Origin of the sequence: Ralstonia sp. AU12-08 (assembly GCF_000442475.1) — a bacterium.
GTDB lineage: Bacteria > Pseudomonadota > Gammaproteobacteria > Burkholderiales > Burkholderiaceae > Ralstonia > Ralstonia insidiosa.
On the sequence record NZ_ASZV01000040.1, the window covers coordinates 48,636 to 63,395 of the forward strand.

A 14,760-nucleotide genomic window follows, 5' to 3' on the forward strand; every position below is an offset into this window, starting at 1 on the left:
ACATGTATCGCTCAGTCTTTCGACCGGGACTATTCCTGGGGCAAGTCGCCGTCGTGACGGGCGGCGGCAGCGGCATCGGTCGGTGCACCGCGCATGAACTGGCATCGCTCGGCGCGGCAGTGGCGCTGGTGGGCCGCAGCGCGGACAAGCTCGCCGCCGTGCGCACGGAGATCGTCGAAGCCGGCGGCACCGCGCACGCCTACGTCTGCAATATCCGCGACGAGGCTGCCGTGCAGGCGACGATCGCGCAGATCCTCGGTGAGCACGGCCGCATCGATGCGCTGGTCAACAACGCGGGCGGGCAGTTTCCGTCGCCGCTCAAGGACATCTCCGTCAAAGGGTGGGAGGCCGTCGTGCAGACCAACCTGACCGGCGGCTTCCTGATGGCGCGCGAGTGCCTGAACCAGGCGATGCAGCAGCGCGGCGGCGCCATCGTCAACATCGTCGCTGACATGTGGGGCGGTATGCCGAACATGGGGCACTCGGGCGCGGCGCGTGCCGGCATGATCAACTTCACGGAGACGGCGGCGTTCGAGTGGGCGCAGTACGGCGTGCGCGTGAATGCGGTGGCGCCGGGCTATGTGGCGTCGTCGGGCATGGATGCGTATCCACCGTGGATGGCCGAGACCATCCGCAGCATGCCGCGCACCGTGCCGGCCGGGCGTTTTGCCACCGAGGCGGAAGTGTCGTCGGCCATCGTGTATCTGCTGTCGGAGGCGGCGGCGTTCATTACCGGCACAACGCTGCGCGTGGACGGTGGTCGGCCGAACGTGCGGCCCGGTACACCCATGCCGGCACCGCGCCATGGTGCCGCGCCCTTCAACGGCTTCCATCTGGCTGTGACGCCCAAGGTGCTGCAAGGCGAGGAGGACCGCCATGCCGGTGCTTGAATCGCGCATCGTCCCGCAGAGCGAGGCGTATCAGCAAAACCGCGTCGCGCTCACGGAGTTGGTCGATCAACTCCGCACGCTGGAGAACCGCACGCGCGACAAGTCCGAAGCGTCACGTGCGCGCTTCGAGCAACGCGGGCAACTGCTGCCGCGCGATCGGCTCGGCCGCCTGCTCGATGCCGGTGCGCCGTTCCTTGAGTTATCCACATTGGCTGGTTTCTGCCTCGACCACGCCGACCCGGCACGCTCGATTCCCGGCGGCGGTTTCATCGCCGGGATTGGTTGGGTGAGCGGCGTGCGCGCCATGATCATCGTGGACGACGCGGGCATCGACGCGGGTGCCGTGCAGCCGATGGGTATCGAGAAGTTCCAGCGCGCGCAGGCCATTGCGCTGGAGCAGAAGCTGCCGTTCATCCACCTGGTCGAATCAGCGGGTGCCAACTTGCTGACCTATCGCGTGGAAACCTTCATCCACGGCGGCAGCGGGTTCTACTGGCTCGCACGGCTGTCAGCAGCGGGCATTCCGGTGATCAGCGTGGTGCACGGGTCGAGCACGGCGGGTGGCGCGTACATGCCCGGTTTGTCGGACTACGTGGTGATGGTGCGCGACCGTGCGCGTGCGTTCCTCGCGGGGCCGCCGTTGTTGAAAGCCGCCACCGGCGAGATCGCTACCGAAGAGGAACTCGGTGGCGCCGAGATGCACGCCACCACCTCGGGCCTCGCCGAATACTTGGCCGAAGACGATGCCGATGCGCTGCGCATCGCACGCGAACTCGTTGCTGCGCTGGATTGGAACCGCGACGTGCCGGCAGTGGATCGCCCCTACGCACCGCCGCGTTTCGATGCGGAAGAGTTGCTCGGCATTGCACTCACCGATCACCGCAAGCCGCTCGACATGCGCGAAGTCATTGCGCGCATTGCGGATGGCTCGGATTTCCTGGAGTTCAAGCCGGACTACGGCCCCGCCACGATCACCGGGCACGCGGCCATCTGCGGCATGCACGTCGGCATCATCACCAACAATGGGCCGCTGGACCCGGCGGGCGCCACGAAGGTTGTCCACTTCATTCAGGCGTGCTGCCAGTCGGACACCCCGCTGCTGTACCTGCAAAACACCACGGGCTTCATCGTTGGCAAGCAGTCCGAGCAGGCGGGCATGATCAAGCACGGCTCGAAGATGATCCAGGCCATGGCCAACGCCACCGTGCCGCGCATCACCGTGCATTGTGGTGCGTCGTTCGGGGCGGGCAACTACGGCATGTCGGGGCGCGGCTTCTTCCCGGATTTCTGCTTCAGCTGGCCCAACGCCAAGACCGCCGTGATGGGCGCGGAGCAGGCCGCTGGAACGATGGCCACCGTCATGGCCGCCAGCATGCAACGCAAGACGCAGACCATCGACCACGAAGCCATCGAGGCGATGCGCGCCAAGGTGATCGACACCTTCGAGCGGCAGTCCGGCGCGTTCACGGTCTCGGGCCGCCTGCTGGACGACGGCGTGATTGACCCGCGCGACACGCGCAGGGTGCTGGCCTGTGTGCTGGCCGTGTGCGACGAGGCGCGCAGGCGCACGCTGCATCCCATCCAATTTGGCGTTGCCCGACCGTAGCGCCAACTCATACGAACAACGCAAACAGCCCAAGGCCACCGGAGCGAGACACCATGCACTTCACCCACGAACACCAGGAACTGCAGCGCAACCTCAAACGCTTCATCGACAGCGACATCAACCCGTACGTGGATGAGTGGGAGGCGGCCGAGATGTTCCCCGCCAAGGCGCTCTTCAAGAAGATGGGCGAGCTGGGTTTTCTCGGCATCGCCAAGCCGACGGAGTTCGGCGGCCTGGGCCTCGACTATTCGTATGCGATGGCGATGGCGGAAACGCTCGGCCACATCCACTGCGGCGGTGTGCCGATGGCGATTGGCGTGCAGACAGACATGGCAACGCCCGCGCTCGCGCGTTTCGGCTCCGATGAACTGCGTGCGCAGTTTCTCGCGCCTGCGATCAGCGGCGATGCGGTGGCATGCGTGGGCGTGTCGGAGCCGAGCGCCGGTTCCGACGTGGCGGGCATCAAGACCACCGCGCGCAAGGATGGCGACGACTACATCATCAACGGCAGCAAGATGTGGATCACCAACAGCCTGCAGGCCGACTGGATGTGCCTGCTGGCCAATACGTCGGATGATCCGGCGCACCGCAACAAGTCGCTCATCATCGTGCCAATGAACACCAAGGGCGTGTCGGTCGGCAAGAAGATCCGCAAGATCGGCATGAACTCGTCGGACACCGGCCTCATCTACTTTGACGACGTGCGTGTGCCGCAGCGCTACCGCATCGGTGAAGAGGGCAAGGGCTTCACGTACCAGATGCTGCAGTTCCAGGAAGAGCGCATGTGGGCCGCGGCGAGCAGCCTGGCAACGATGACGATGTGCATTGAGTCCACCGCCGAGTACGCCCGCGAGCGCAAGCTGTTCGGAGCCAGCCTGCTCGACAACCAGTGGGTGCACTTCAAGCTGGCCGAACTAAAGACGGAGGTGGAAGCATTGCGCGCGCTCACGTACCGCGCGTGCGATCTCTACATCAACGGGCAGGACGTGACGGAGCTGGCGTCCATGGCCAAGCTCAAGGCCGGGCGTTTGGCCCGCATCGTGCCCGACGCCTGCCTGCAGTTCTGGGGCGGCATGGGCTTCACGTGGGACAACCCGGTCTCGCGCTACTACCGCGATGGGCGTCTGGGTTCCATCGGCGGCGGTGCGGACGAGGTGATGCTCGGCATCATCTGCAAATACATGAACACGCTGCCGGGCAAGAAGGGCTGAGCGATGGGCACGCCGCACGCTGCTTTCCGCACAGTCCTGATCGCCAACCGGGGCGAGATCGCGCTGCGCATCCTACGTACCGCGCAGCGTCTCGGCATGCGCACCGTTGCCGTGTATTCCGATGTCGATCGCGATGCCCCGCATTGCCGCGCGGCAGACCTTGCGTTGCCGATTGGCGCATCGCAGCCGCAGGCGTCGTACCTGAACATCGCTGCGTTCCTGGAGGCGGCGCGCAAGTCCGGCGCGCAGGCTGTGCATCCTGGCTATGGCTTCCTGGCCGAGAGCGATGCCTTTGCCAATGCCTGTGCAGAAGCGGGCCTCGTCTTCATCGGCCCGCCTGCGGAAGCCATCCTCGCGATGGGCAACAAGGCCGGCGCCAAGCGCTTGATGGAGGCCGCCGGTGTGCCGTGCGTGCCCGGCTACCAGGGCGAAGACCAATCCGATGCCCGCATGCAGCAGGAAGCGGAACGCATCGGTTACCCGGTCATGATCAAGGCCGCAGCCGGCGGCGGCGGGCGTGGCATGCGGCGCGTGGATCGCGCAGAAGACTTTGCTGCCGCGTTGCAGTCCGCACGTTCCGAAGCGGAGAACGCGTTCGCTTCCGGCGAGTTGATTCTCGAAAAGGCCATCATCGAACCGCGTCATATCGAGATCCAGGTGTTTGCAGACACACACGGCAACGTCGTTCACCTGGGCGAGCGCGATTGTTCTGTGCAGCGTCGGCATCAGAAGGTGATTGAAGAATCGCCATCGCCTGCGGTGTCGCCGGAGTTGCGTGCACGCATGGGCGCGGTGTCGGTCGCTGCAGCGCGTGCGATCGGCTATGTGGGCGCTGGCACGCTGGAATTCCTGCTCGCCTCGGACGGTGCGTTCTACTTCATGGAGATGAACACGCGCCTGCAGGTCGAGCACGCGGTGACGGAAGCGGTGGTCGGCGTTGATCTGGTCGAGTGGCAGTTGCGCGTGGCGTTGGGCGAGCCGCTGCCGCTGTCGCAGGACGCCATCGATGCGCGTCGCGCGCAAGGTGGTCATGCCATCGAAGTGCGACTGTGTGCGGAAGACCCGCAGCAGAATTTCCTGCCGCAAAGCGGCACCGTCGCCCGCTGGCGCGCGCCGCGTGAGGTGCGCACGGACCATGCGCTGGTGGATGGGCTGGTGGTCTCGCCGTACTACGACTCGATGCTCGCCAAGATCGTCGCGCACGGCACGGATCGCGCCGATGCGTGCAGGCGGTTGGCGCACGCGTTGGATGATTGTTTGCTGCTGGGGCTGCCAACCAATCGTGCGTTCCTGCGCCAGTGCGTGGCGCATCCGGCGTTCCTTGCTGGCGACGTCTCCACCGCGTTCATCGACCGGCATTTTCCGGCGGCGATGCGCCAGGCGGCCGTACCCGATGCAGCGGTCTGCCAGGCCGGTGCAGTGCTGCTCACGCACTCGCGCAAGGACGCCGTGCGCCGCTATCCCACCGAGCTGCAGGGCTGGGCCAGCAGCCGCACCTATCCCACGCTGTGCCGCTTCACGCTCGACGGCGAGGCCATCGAGATGCGTGTGCGCACGCTTGCTGCGCAACGCTGGGAGGTGAGTTGGGACGGCGGCACCGCGCAAGCGGAAATCCTGTCCGAAGCCGATGGCCGCCTCACGCTGGCACTGGGCGACAGGCTGTACCCGCTCGAATACGCCATCACCGGAACCACGTGCCATTTCGTGATGAATGGCGTCGAGCACGCCGCCATCGACACCACCTACGCCAAGGCAGAACGCAACGGTGCGCAAGCCGGCAGCGGCCGCATCAGCGCACCGATGAACGGCCGTGTGGTGGCAGTGCATGTGACCGAAGGCGAAGCCGTCTCCGCAGGCCAGGTACTACTCGTGGTCGAGGCGATGAAGATGGAGCACAGCATTGCCGCGCCGCTCGCTGGTGAAGTGAAGGGCGTGTTCACCCAGGTCGGTGCACAGGTGGCGCCGGGTGGGTTGCTGATGGAGATTGCCGCGGCCTGAGGGCTGCATCGTCGTTGTTGTCCTCCATCGTTTCGTCGTGCAGTTCATGCGGTCCACAGGAGACGTCCCATGTCCGAAGCCACGCCAGACACCACGCTTGAAGCCAACCTGCTGAACCGGGTGACGCTGGGCGATACGTTGCATCGCAGTGCACGCAAGTTCGGCGCGAAGGTCGCGCTGGTCGATGGTCCGCGCCGCATGACGCATGCCCAGCTCAATGCCGACAGCAACCGCTACGCCCATCACCTGCTGGCCAGTGGCCTCAAGCCGGGGGACAAGGTAGCCATGCTGTGCGGCAACTCGGCGCAGTTTCTGGTCGCGGCCTACGGCATCCTCAAGGCGGGGCTGGTGTGGGTGCCCATCAACGCGATGCTCGGGCCGGACGATGTGCGCTACATCCTTGAGCATGCCGAAGTGCGGTACGTGGTGATCGATGCAGTGCTGTACCCGGTACTGCGTGAAACGTTGGCCACGCTCGGGCTACCCGCGCATCAGTGCTTTGGCGAACCGGTTGCCGGCGGCCCGCAATCCGTGGGGCAAGCACTGCAAGGCCACGCCGACACGCTGCCCGCCGTGGTGATCGATGACCGCGATCTCGCGCTCATCATGTACACCAGCGGCACCACGGGCCGGCCCAAGGGTGCGATGCATTCGCACCGCTCCGTGCACGCGGCGCTGATGTCCAACATCGCGGGCCTGAACCTGAACGAGAAAGACGTGTTCTCGTGCATCCTGCCGATGTTTCACTGCGCCCAGTTTTCGACCGCTGCTTCGGCGATGACGGTGGGCGCCACGCTCGTCATCCAGCGCGGCTTCGACCCGACCGCGCTGCTTGACGTGATTGCCAATGAGCGCATCACGCAACTGTTCGGCCTGCCGCTCATGTACGCCGCGCTGCTGCATCATCCGCTGCGCGCGCAGCGCGATCTGTCCAGTCTGCGCCTGTGTCTGTATGCGATGGCGCCGATGGCCAAGCCGCTGCTCGAACGGCTGATTGCCGAGGTGTGTCCGAACTTTGCGCTTGGCTCTGGGCAGACGGAGATCTTCCCGATGACGATGTACTTTGCACCCGACCAGCAACTGCAGCGCACCGGCAACTACTGGGGACAGCCGTGCATGGTCAACGAGGCAGCGGTGATGGACGACCAGGGTAACCTGCTCGGCCCCAATCAGTTGGGCGAGATCGTGCATCGCGGCCCCAATGTCATGCTCGGCTACTACAAAGACCCGCAGGCCACCGCCAACGCGCGCCGTTTCGGCTGGCACCACACGGGCGACCTGGGCATGTGGGACGCCGACGGCCAGCTCCAGTTCAAGGACCGCATCAAGGACATGATCAAGACCGGCGGCGAGAACGTGCCGTCGCTCAAGGTGGAAGAGGTGCTGCTGCGCCATCCGGCCGTGGCGAATGCCGCAGTGGTCGGGTTGCCGCATGCGCATTGGGTGGAGGCGGTGGCAGCCTTCGTCTGTCTCAAGCCGGATGCACAGGCGGATGCGACAGCGTTGCAGGCACACTGCCGCGAACATCTCGGCAGCTTCGAGGTGCCCAAGCACATCAGCGTGGTCGACAAGCTGCCCATGACGGCCACCGGCAAGATCCAGAAGCACGTGCTGCGCAGCGCCAACCAGACGCTGTTCGAGAGCGACGCGCGTTGAGGAAAACTAAGCTGCCGACTGAGGCGGCGTGCGCAGGATGAAGAGCACCGCCTGATCGGCCAGTGCATCGATGCTGATACCCGCACCGGCCTGATACCACTGCGCCGTCCAGTTGAGCGCGCCGAACATCAGCAGGCGGTCCACCGGCGTTGGTTGTGCCCAGTCGCCGGACGCGCGCAGGCGGTCGATGACGTGGTTCCAGATGCCCTCGTAGCGGTCTTTGAGCGCGATGATGCGTTCCTGTGCCTGCGCATCGAGTGAGCGCCACTCGTACAACATCACCGGAATGAAATCCTGATTGGGCGCGAGGATCGTGTAGAGGTGCGCGCGCACCAGTTGGCGCATCGCCTCGCGCGGGGGCAGGCCATCAATGTCGATCGCTTCGATGTCGGCCAGCGCCACCGTCAGGCCGTGCTCAATAACGGCCTGCAGGATGTCCTGCTTGGTCTTGAAGTGGTAGAACCAGCTGCCGGCATGCACGCCCGTGGCGGCAGCAATGTCGCGCACCGTGGTGTTGCCGTACCCCTTCTCGCGGAACAGCCTGGCGGATTGTTCGATCAGCGCGCGGCGCAGGCCTTCGTTGGCATCCTGCGCGGGGCGGCCGCGTTTGCGGCGCGGCGCATCGGCTTCCGTGGTGGATTCTGGTGGGTTGGGTGTTGCGGGTTTCGACATGCCTGGCGAAGAGAAACGGCTTCGCTGCATTGTAGCGACCAGCAGCTCAATCGCGGTTGCGGATTTGCCCTTGCTCGACCGTGGCGGCACCCGCCTTGACCAGCGCGCCGATGGCGGCATCCAGCAGGTCCGTCATCGACTGGCTTGCAAAGAAGCGCGCCTGCAGGCGTGTCATCAGCGTGGTCTGCGTAAACCACGCGAACAACGCTGCGTGCGAGAGCGCTTGCTGCTCCAGCAGCTTGAACTTCACCAGCACGCGAATGGCGTGCAAAGCGTTGCGTTCTGGGTCCGCACGCAGATACGCGAGCCGCCCAAGCGATGCGTCGATGGCGGCGCCAACTTCAGTGAACGGCCGGCCATGTCCCGGAATCACCACGCGCACATCGAGCTGCGCGATGCGCTCCAGAATGGCCTGCTGTTCTGCAAAGCCGCTCTCGCCCTCCAGCTCGGGAAAGATGATGCCGAAACCGCGCTCCCACAGCGCATCGGCTGAAAGCAGCACGCGCGACTCCGGGCTGTAGAGGATGACGGCGTTGGGATCATGCCCCGGCGCGCTGATGACCTGCCAGTCGAAGCCGCCCAGGTGCACGGTCATGCCGTCGGCCAGGCCCGCATCGGCATCGCTGTCGGGCAGCGTGAAGCGGGCGCATTCCTGGCCGGTGGGGCCGTAGCTGAGGGCGTCGGTGTCCCAGCGGCGCACATCGTCGACCTGCGCGGCGGGCACGCGGGTGTGGCAGCTGTACAGCGCCTGCAGCGCCGCGTTGCCGCCGCAGTGGTCGGAGTGCAGGTGCGTGTTCAGCAGACGGCGTAGTGGCTTGCCTTGCAGCGCGTGCTGCACCAGCGCCACCGTTTGCGGTGCGTGCGTGAGGTAGCCGGAGTCGACCAGCGCGCAACCGCCGTGCTCGCCGTCACCAACCTTGTCATCGAAGAAGAGGATGTTGTTGGAGGATAGCCAGCCGCGCTCGAACACGCGCATCGAATCGGGGAGGGTGATGATGTCGTGTTCGGCCATGTTGGTGTCGGGGTCAGGCGCGGGGGGTGTCGTTGAGCCAGGCGCAGGCGCGTTCGGGCAGCGTCTGCCAGACGGCGAGGCGCGCCGCGTCGCTCATGGTCGACCAGGCGGCAATCTCGTCGATCGTGCGCATGCAACCGAGGCACAGGCCACGCGCGTCATCCATCTTGCACACGCTGATGCACGGCGAGGTGACCGGCTGCGCGCGCTCGGCTTGCGCGCGGCTGTTGCGCAGCTTGCCCAGCGAGAGCTTCAGTTGTGCGCGGGTGCAGCTGTCCATCGACGTTCGATCAATCACGCAGGGCGATGTCGGCCACAGGCGCGCCGGTCATCGCTTCTAGCTCGGCGGGCGTGAGGTTGAACACCGCGTGCGGATGCCCCGCAGCGGCCCACACGCTGGCGTACTGGAACAGGTCCTGATCGAGCAGCATGACCGGTTTGACGGCATGGCCCACCGGGCACACGCCGCCAATCGCATAACCCGTCTTCTCGCGCACGAACTTGGCGTCGGCCTTGGCGAGTGCACCCACGTGCGCGGAAACCTTTGCCTCGTCGACACGATTGGTGCCGCTGGCAATCACCAGCACCGGCACGTCGTCTTTGGCGCGGCGGAAGATGATCGACTTGGCGATCTCCGCCACCGAGCAGCCCAGGCCGGCAGCGGCTTCAGCAGAGGTCTTGCCGGTGGCCGGCAGCATCACGATGGCTTTTTCATAGCCGAGCGTGCGCAGGTGGTCCGCCACGCGCTGGGCGGATTCGGGCAGGGGGGCGTTCGTGTCGGGTGCGGTCATCGTCGTTGTTCTTTGTGAAGGTTCAGATGCAGGCCTGGGCGATCTGGTCTTGCAGCTTGAGCAGCAGTGCGCGGCCTGCGCGTGAAGCGGTCGGGCGACCAATGGCTTGTGAAATGAAATCACCCGCCAGCACCACCTTGTCCAGGTCGATGCCGGTGCGGATGCCGAGGCCGTGCAGCAGGTACAGCACATCTTCGGTCGCCACGTTGCCGGTCGCGCCCTTGGCGTACGGGCAGCCGCCGAGCCCCGCCACCGACGCGTGGAAGATGTGGATGCCGACTTCCAGGCTGGCGAGGATGTTGGCCAGCGCCTGGCCATACGTGTCGTGGAAGTGGCCGGAGAGGCGGTCGATCGGGAAGGTTGCCGCTGCGGCTTCCATCACCGTCTTCACGCGCCCGGCCGTGCCCACGCCGATGGTGTCGGCAATGTCGATCTCATCGCAGCCGAGGTCAGCCATGCGCTTGATCACATCGACGACCGACGACACTGGCACTTCGCCCTGATACGGGCAGCCCAGCGAGCACGAGATCGACCCGCGCACGCGAATGCCCGCATCCTTGGCCGCCTTGGCGACCGGTACAAAGCGCTCGATCGATTCCGCAATCGAGCAGTTGATGTTCTTCTGCGCAAAGGCCTCGCTGGCCGCGCTGAAGATCACGATCTCATCCGCGCCCGCCGCCGCAGCGCCTTCAAAGCCTTTCATATTCGGCGTGAGCACCGAATACAGCGTGCCCGGCCGGCGCTGAATGCGCGCCATCACCTCGGCGCCGTCGGCCATCGCCGGCACCCACTTGGGCGACACGAACGACGCGGCTTCCACGTTGACGAAGCCGGCGTCGGACAGCCGGTTCACCAGCTCGACCTTGGTGTCGGTCGAGACCGGCGCCTTCTCGTTCTGCAGGCCGTCACGCGGGCCGACTTCGACCACCTTCACAAATTGCGGGTAGCTCATCTCAATAACCTCGTTGCAGATCGACGATGCCGACGATGGGTTCGCCGGCTTCCAGCGCGCGGATCTTGCGCGCGATCTGGGCAATGCTCACTTCGCGCAGCGTCAGCGCCGAAATGTGCGGCGTGATGTGGATGCGCGGTTCGGTCCAGAAAGGGTGATCGGCGGGTAGCGGCTCCTTGCGGAACACGTCGAGCGCCGCGCCGGCAATGTGCCCGCTGCGCACGGCGGCCAGCAGGTCGTCTTCCACCACGTGCTTGCCGCGTGCCACGTTGACGAGGAACGCGCCCGGCGCAAGTTGCGCGAGCAGCTTGGCGTCGATCACGTTCTCGGTGTCGGCGGTGAGCGGCAGTACGTTCACCAGCACGCGCGTGCCGGAGAGGAAGTCGGGCAGCGCATCGGCGCCGGCGCGGCAATCGATGCCGTCGATGGCCTTGGTCGAACGGCTCCACCCGCGCACCGGAAAGCCGAAGCCCGCCAGCGTCTTGGCGATGTGTGTGCCGAGCACGCCCAGGCCCAGCACGCCGACGACGAAGTCCTCGCGATTGAACGGCTTGAGGAAGCGCCACATCTTGGCCTGCTGCTGGCGCTCGTATTCGTCGAGCCGGCGGAAGAAGCGCAGCACCGCGTGCGTGACGTATTCGCCCATCTGCGCGGCCATGCCGGCGTCGTCCAGGCGCACGATCGGCAAGCCGTCGGGGATGGCGTCGGGCGACTGTGCACGCAAGCCGAGGATGGCATCGACGCCCGCGCCCAGGTTGAACACCGCGCGCAAATCCGTGCGCCCGCGCAGCATGTCGGCAGGCGGCTGCCAGACCACGGCGTAGTCGGCGTCCTGTGCCGCGCCTTGCGCCCACACGGACAGCCGCGCTTCAGGCAGCGCCTGCGCAAAACCATCGAGCCAGGGTTGGGGCTTGCCGTCGGGCGTGTAGATCTGGATGTGCATGTGGGGCGACTTCGCGTGCGGGATGGATGCTGGTTGACGTATACGTCAAGCAGTGTAGCAGGGGCCGCCGAGGCGTGTGGCGGCCAGTTCTAGTGCTGTTCGGGCCACAGGTACGCAAAGTCGAAGGACAGTTGTCGGTGGTGCCGGATCGACAGCAGGTAGATCGTTTCACCGAGATGGGCGTACAAGATGAGGTACTCCTGAAGGACGTACTCGCGCAGTTCGCCGTCGGCAACGCGTGCCAGTCGATGTTTCAGTTGGCCCTGCTTTGTAAGCGCCTCGACCGATGTCGCCGTCCTCGATAGCAGCGGTGGCCCCATCGTCGGAAATTGCTCCAGATTGGGAACAACGGTCTCCGTCAATTCATCGAGCAGGCGGTCGTAGCCTTCGGGAAATTCGCGTTCGATCCAGAACGCTTCAATGACTTCGAGGTTGTGTTCGAAGTTATCCGTCAACTTGACGGATAAGCGTGGTTTGCGCGCCATCCGTCAGTTATGCCTTGCTGCTGCGCCGGCGCTTCAAGGCGCCAAGCGCTTGTCGGGCATCCTTGACGCGCCCGGCCTCCACATCAGCCAACCCCTTAGCGGCATCGTCCAGCAGAAGCAGATGAATCCGTGCGCGTTCAAGCTGGTGGTAGTAGTCGAGCCGTTGCGCGTCGATCAGGGCTATATAGCTCTCGCCGTTTTTGGTGACGATCTTCTCTGCGCCAGCTTTAACCTGCTCGGCCAACTCTGACAGGTTGGCGCGCGCTTGGGATAGCGGAATCACGTCGCGCGCTGAAAAAGCCATAGCAGCCTCCTCACGAAATCAGTACATAATTCTGTACATAATACACGCGTTGAAGAGTGGACCGCCCAAGCGCGCGGCGGCCCACTTTGGTATCACTCCGCTGGCTTGAACGCCAGCAGTTGCACGCCTTCCGTCACCTGATCGCCCACGCCATACAGCACGGACTCGACCACGCCATCGGCAGGGGCGGTGAGCGTGTGCTCCATCTTCATGGCTTCCATGACGACCAGCGGCGCGCCCTTGGTGACGGTCTGCCCCGGCGTGGCGAGCACGGCGATGACTTTGCCCGGCATCGGCGCAGTCAGCTTGCCGCCTTCGTCTGCGATCTCACCGGCGTGGGCGAGCGGGTCGTGGCGCTCCAGCGTCCAGTGCGCGCCGCCGGTGAAGACGTGGAAGACATCGCCATCGGCATGCACCTGCCCGGTGGCCTTGTGCGAGCCGAGCGCGACAGTGAAGGTCTCGCCGTGGCGCTGCGTGGTGAAGGGCGCTTCGGTGCCGTTGGTTTTCAGGCGCGAACCATCGCGGCCATAGACGAGCGTGGCATCGATGGATTGATCGCCGTGCGTGAACGTCAGCGTGCGTTCCGCCGCGCTGTTCAGGCGCCAGCCGCTGCCGCGCGCCCACGGCGAATGCGGATCGCGCGTGTCGGTGCGCAGGCTGCGTGCCTCGCGTGCCAGCAGCGCGGCCACGGCCAGGGCGATGGTGTCTTGCGGCACTTCGGGCGCAGTGGGGAACAGCGTGTCGTGATTGCGCGCGATCAGACCCGTATCCAGATCGGCGGTCGCAAACGGCTTCGAGGCCACCAGCCGGCGCAGGAACGCCACGTTGGACGAGAGCCCCACCAGGTGGAAGCTGCCGAGTGCCTGCAGCATGCGTGCGAGCGCTTCTTCACGGTCGCGGCCCCAGACGATCAGCTTGGCGATCATCGGGTCGTAGTAGGGGCTGATGGCGTCGCCCTCGCGCACACCGGCGTCGATGCGCACGGCGGCCGGTTCGCCATTCGCTTGCGCGCCGACGGTGAACTCCACTGCCGCCGGCGTGCGCAGCACCTTCAGCGTGCCGATGGAGGGCAGGAAATCGCGGTCCGGATTTTCTGCGTAGATACGCGCTTCGAGCGCATGGCCGTGGATGTGCAGTTCATCTTGCGAGCGCGGCAGCGGTTCGCCGGACGCCACGCGCAATTGCCATTCAACGAGGTCTTCGCCCGTGATCATTTCGGTGACGGGGTGCTCGACCTGCAGGCGCGTGTTCATCTCCATGAAGTAGAACGTGCCGTCTTCGTCCACGATGAACTCGACCGTGCCGGCGCCCACGTAGCCGACGGCGCGCGCGGCGGCCACGGCGGCTTCGCCCATGGCGCGGCGGCGGTCCAGCGTCATGCCGGGGGCGGGGGCTTCTTCCAACACCTTCTGGTGGCGGCGCTGCACGGAGCAGTCGCGCTCGAACAGGTAGACGGCATCGCCAAAGCCATCGGCGAAGACCTGGATTTCGATATGGCGCGGGCGCGTGAGGTACTTCTCGATCAGCACACGGTCATCGCCAAAACTGCTTGAGGCTTCGCGCTTGACGGAGGCCAGCGACGCTTCGAATGCATCGCCCGATTCCACCACGCGCATGCCCTTGCCGCCGCCGCCGGCGCTGGCTTTGATGAGCACGGGGTAGCCGATGCGGTCGGCCTGCGTGCGCAGGAAGGCGGCGTCCTGGTTGTCGCCGTGGTAGCCGGGGACGAGCGGCACGCCGGCCTTTTCCATCAGCGCCTTGGCCGCACTCTTGCTGCCCATCGCTTCGATGGCCGAGGCCGGCGGGCCGACGAAGATGATGCCGGCATCTGCGCAGGCCTTGGCGAAGGCTTCGTTTTCCGAGAGGAAGCCGTAGCCGGGGTGAACGGCTTGCGCGTCCGTGGCGAGGGCGGCTTCGAGGATGCGGTCGGCGCGCAGGTAGCTGTCGCGGGCGGCAGGCTCGCCGATGTGGATGGCTTCGTCGCAGGCGGCGACGTGGCGGGCGTTAGCGTCGGCATCCGAGTAGACGGCGACCGTGCGGATGCCAAGTTTTCGGCAGGTGGCGGCGACTCGGCAGGCGATTTCGCCTCGGTTGGCGATGAGGAGTTTGGTGATCATTTGGTGTTTGTCTCCGGTGTTCTCTGCATCTTCTGCACTTGTGGTGCATCCCTTTTTTGGCTTCCGCCAAGGAAGGGCCTTGTAGTCCATCCCTTGTTTCATCCCCTGCCGAGGCTGACTCAC

General features: G+C 65.5%; 14 protein-coding genes. 5 read left to right on the forward strand and 9 right to left on the reverse strand.

Annotation, left to right across the window (positions count from 1 at the left end; translation table 11 throughout):
• The first annotated feature begins 2 nt into the window (after nucleotides 1–2).
• From C404_RS49315 to C404_RS49335, 5 genes are all read left to right on the forward strand, one after another.
• Nucleotides 3–890 carry an SDR family oxidoreductase gene (locus C404_RS49315; protein ID WP_021196210.1) on the forward strand — a complete coding sequence of 296 codons (888 nt, stop codon included), beginning with the start codon at nucleotides 3–5 and terminating at the stop codon, nucleotides 888–890.
• A complete protein-coding gene (locus C404_RS49320; protein ID WP_021196211.1) occupies nucleotides 877–2,496 on the forward strand; it encodes an acyl-CoA carboxylase subunit beta in 1,620 nt (539 codons plus the stop codon). The genes C404_RS49315 and C404_RS49320 overlap by 14 nt, the downstream gene beginning before the upstream one ends.
• 53 nt (nucleotides 2,497–2,549) lie before the next feature.
• Nucleotides 2,550–3,707, forward strand: a complete 1,158-nt coding sequence (locus tag C404_RS49325; protein WP_021196212.1) for an acyl-CoA dehydrogenase family protein — start codon at nucleotides 2,550–2,552, stop codon at nucleotides 3,705–3,707.
• Between the two features lie 3 nt (nucleotides 3,708–3,710).
• On the forward strand, nucleotides 3,711–5,705 hold the full coding sequence (locus tag C404_RS49330) for an ATP-binding protein (RefSeq protein ID WP_021196213.1): 1,995 nt from the start codon (nucleotides 3,711–3,713) through the stop codon (nucleotides 5,703–5,705).
• Between the two features lie 69 nt (nucleotides 5,706–5,774).
• The gene (locus tag C404_RS49335) at nucleotides 5,775–7,361 is read left to right on the forward strand and encodes an AMP-binding protein (RefSeq protein WP_021196214.1); all 1,587 of its coding nucleotides are present in this window, start codon (nucleotides 5,775–5,777) and stop codon (nucleotides 7,359–7,361) included.
• Nucleotides 7,362–7,367: 6 nt separating this feature from the next.
• Here the strand turns inward: C404_RS49335 and C404_RS49340 are convergent, their stop codons facing one another.
• The 9 genes from C404_RS49340 to C404_RS49380 all read right to left on the reverse strand — a co-directional run bounded on the left by C404_RS49340 (nucleotide 7,368) and on the right by C404_RS49380 (nucleotide 14,637).
• Nucleotides 7,368–8,033: a TetR/AcrR family transcriptional regulator gene (locus C404_RS49340; protein ID WP_021196215.1), complete on the reverse strand. Its 666-nt coding sequence runs from the start codon at nucleotides 8,031–8,033 to the stop codon at nucleotides 7,368–7,370.
• A 46-nt stretch (nucleotides 8,034–8,079) separates the two neighbouring features.
• Nucleotides 8,080–9,045, reverse strand: a complete 966-nt coding sequence (locus C404_RS49345; protein WP_021196216.1) for an MBL fold metallo-hydrolase — start codon at nucleotides 9,043–9,045, stop codon at nucleotides 8,080–8,082.
• 13 nt (nucleotides 9,046–9,058) lie between these two features.
• Nucleotides 9,059–9,325 carry a DUF1289 domain-containing protein gene (locus tag C404_RS49350; RefSeq protein WP_021196217.1) on the reverse strand — a complete coding sequence of 89 codons (267 nt, stop codon included), beginning with the start codon at nucleotides 9,323–9,325 and terminating at the stop codon, nucleotides 9,059–9,061.
• Between the two features lie 10 nt (nucleotides 9,326–9,335).
• The gene (locus tag C404_RS49355) at nucleotides 9,336–9,836 is read right to left on the reverse strand and encodes a YbaK/EbsC family protein (RefSeq protein ID WP_021196218.1); all 501 of its coding nucleotides are present in this window, start codon (nucleotides 9,834–9,836) and stop codon (nucleotides 9,336–9,338) included.
• Nucleotides 9,837–9,858: 22 nt separating this feature from the next.
• Entirely contained in the window at nucleotides 9,859–10,788 is a 930-nt protein-coding gene (locus tag C404_RS49360) for a hydroxymethylglutaryl-CoA lyase (protein ID WP_021196219.1), read from the reverse strand.
• Nucleotide 10,789: 1 nt separating this feature from the next.
• Nucleotides 10,790–11,731, reverse strand: coding sequence for a 2-hydroxyacid dehydrogenase (locus C404_RS49365; protein ID WP_021196220.1), 942 nt, complete (start codon nucleotides 11,729–11,731; stop codon nucleotides 10,790–10,792).
• 89 nt (nucleotides 11,732–11,820) lie between these two features.
• Nucleotides 11,821–12,216: a type II toxin-antitoxin system RelE/ParE family toxin gene (locus tag C404_RS49370; RefSeq protein WP_021196221.1), complete on the reverse strand. Its 396-nt coding sequence runs from the start codon at nucleotides 12,214–12,216 to the stop codon at nucleotides 11,821–11,823.
• Between the two features lie 7 nt (nucleotides 12,217–12,223).
• Nucleotides 12,224–12,520, reverse strand: a complete 297-nt coding sequence (locus C404_RS49375; protein ID WP_021196222.1) for a type II toxin-antitoxin system Phd/YefM family antitoxin — start codon at nucleotides 12,518–12,520, stop codon at nucleotides 12,224–12,226.
• Between the two features lie 92 nt (nucleotides 12,521–12,612).
• Nucleotides 12,613–14,637 (reverse strand): acetyl-CoA carboxylase biotin carboxylase subunit, encoded by a 2,025-nt coding sequence (locus tag C404_RS49380; protein WP_021196223.1) that lies wholly within the window; start codon nucleotides 14,635–14,637, stop codon nucleotides 12,613–12,615.
• Between the last annotated feature and the right edge of the window lie 123 nt (nucleotides 14,638–14,760).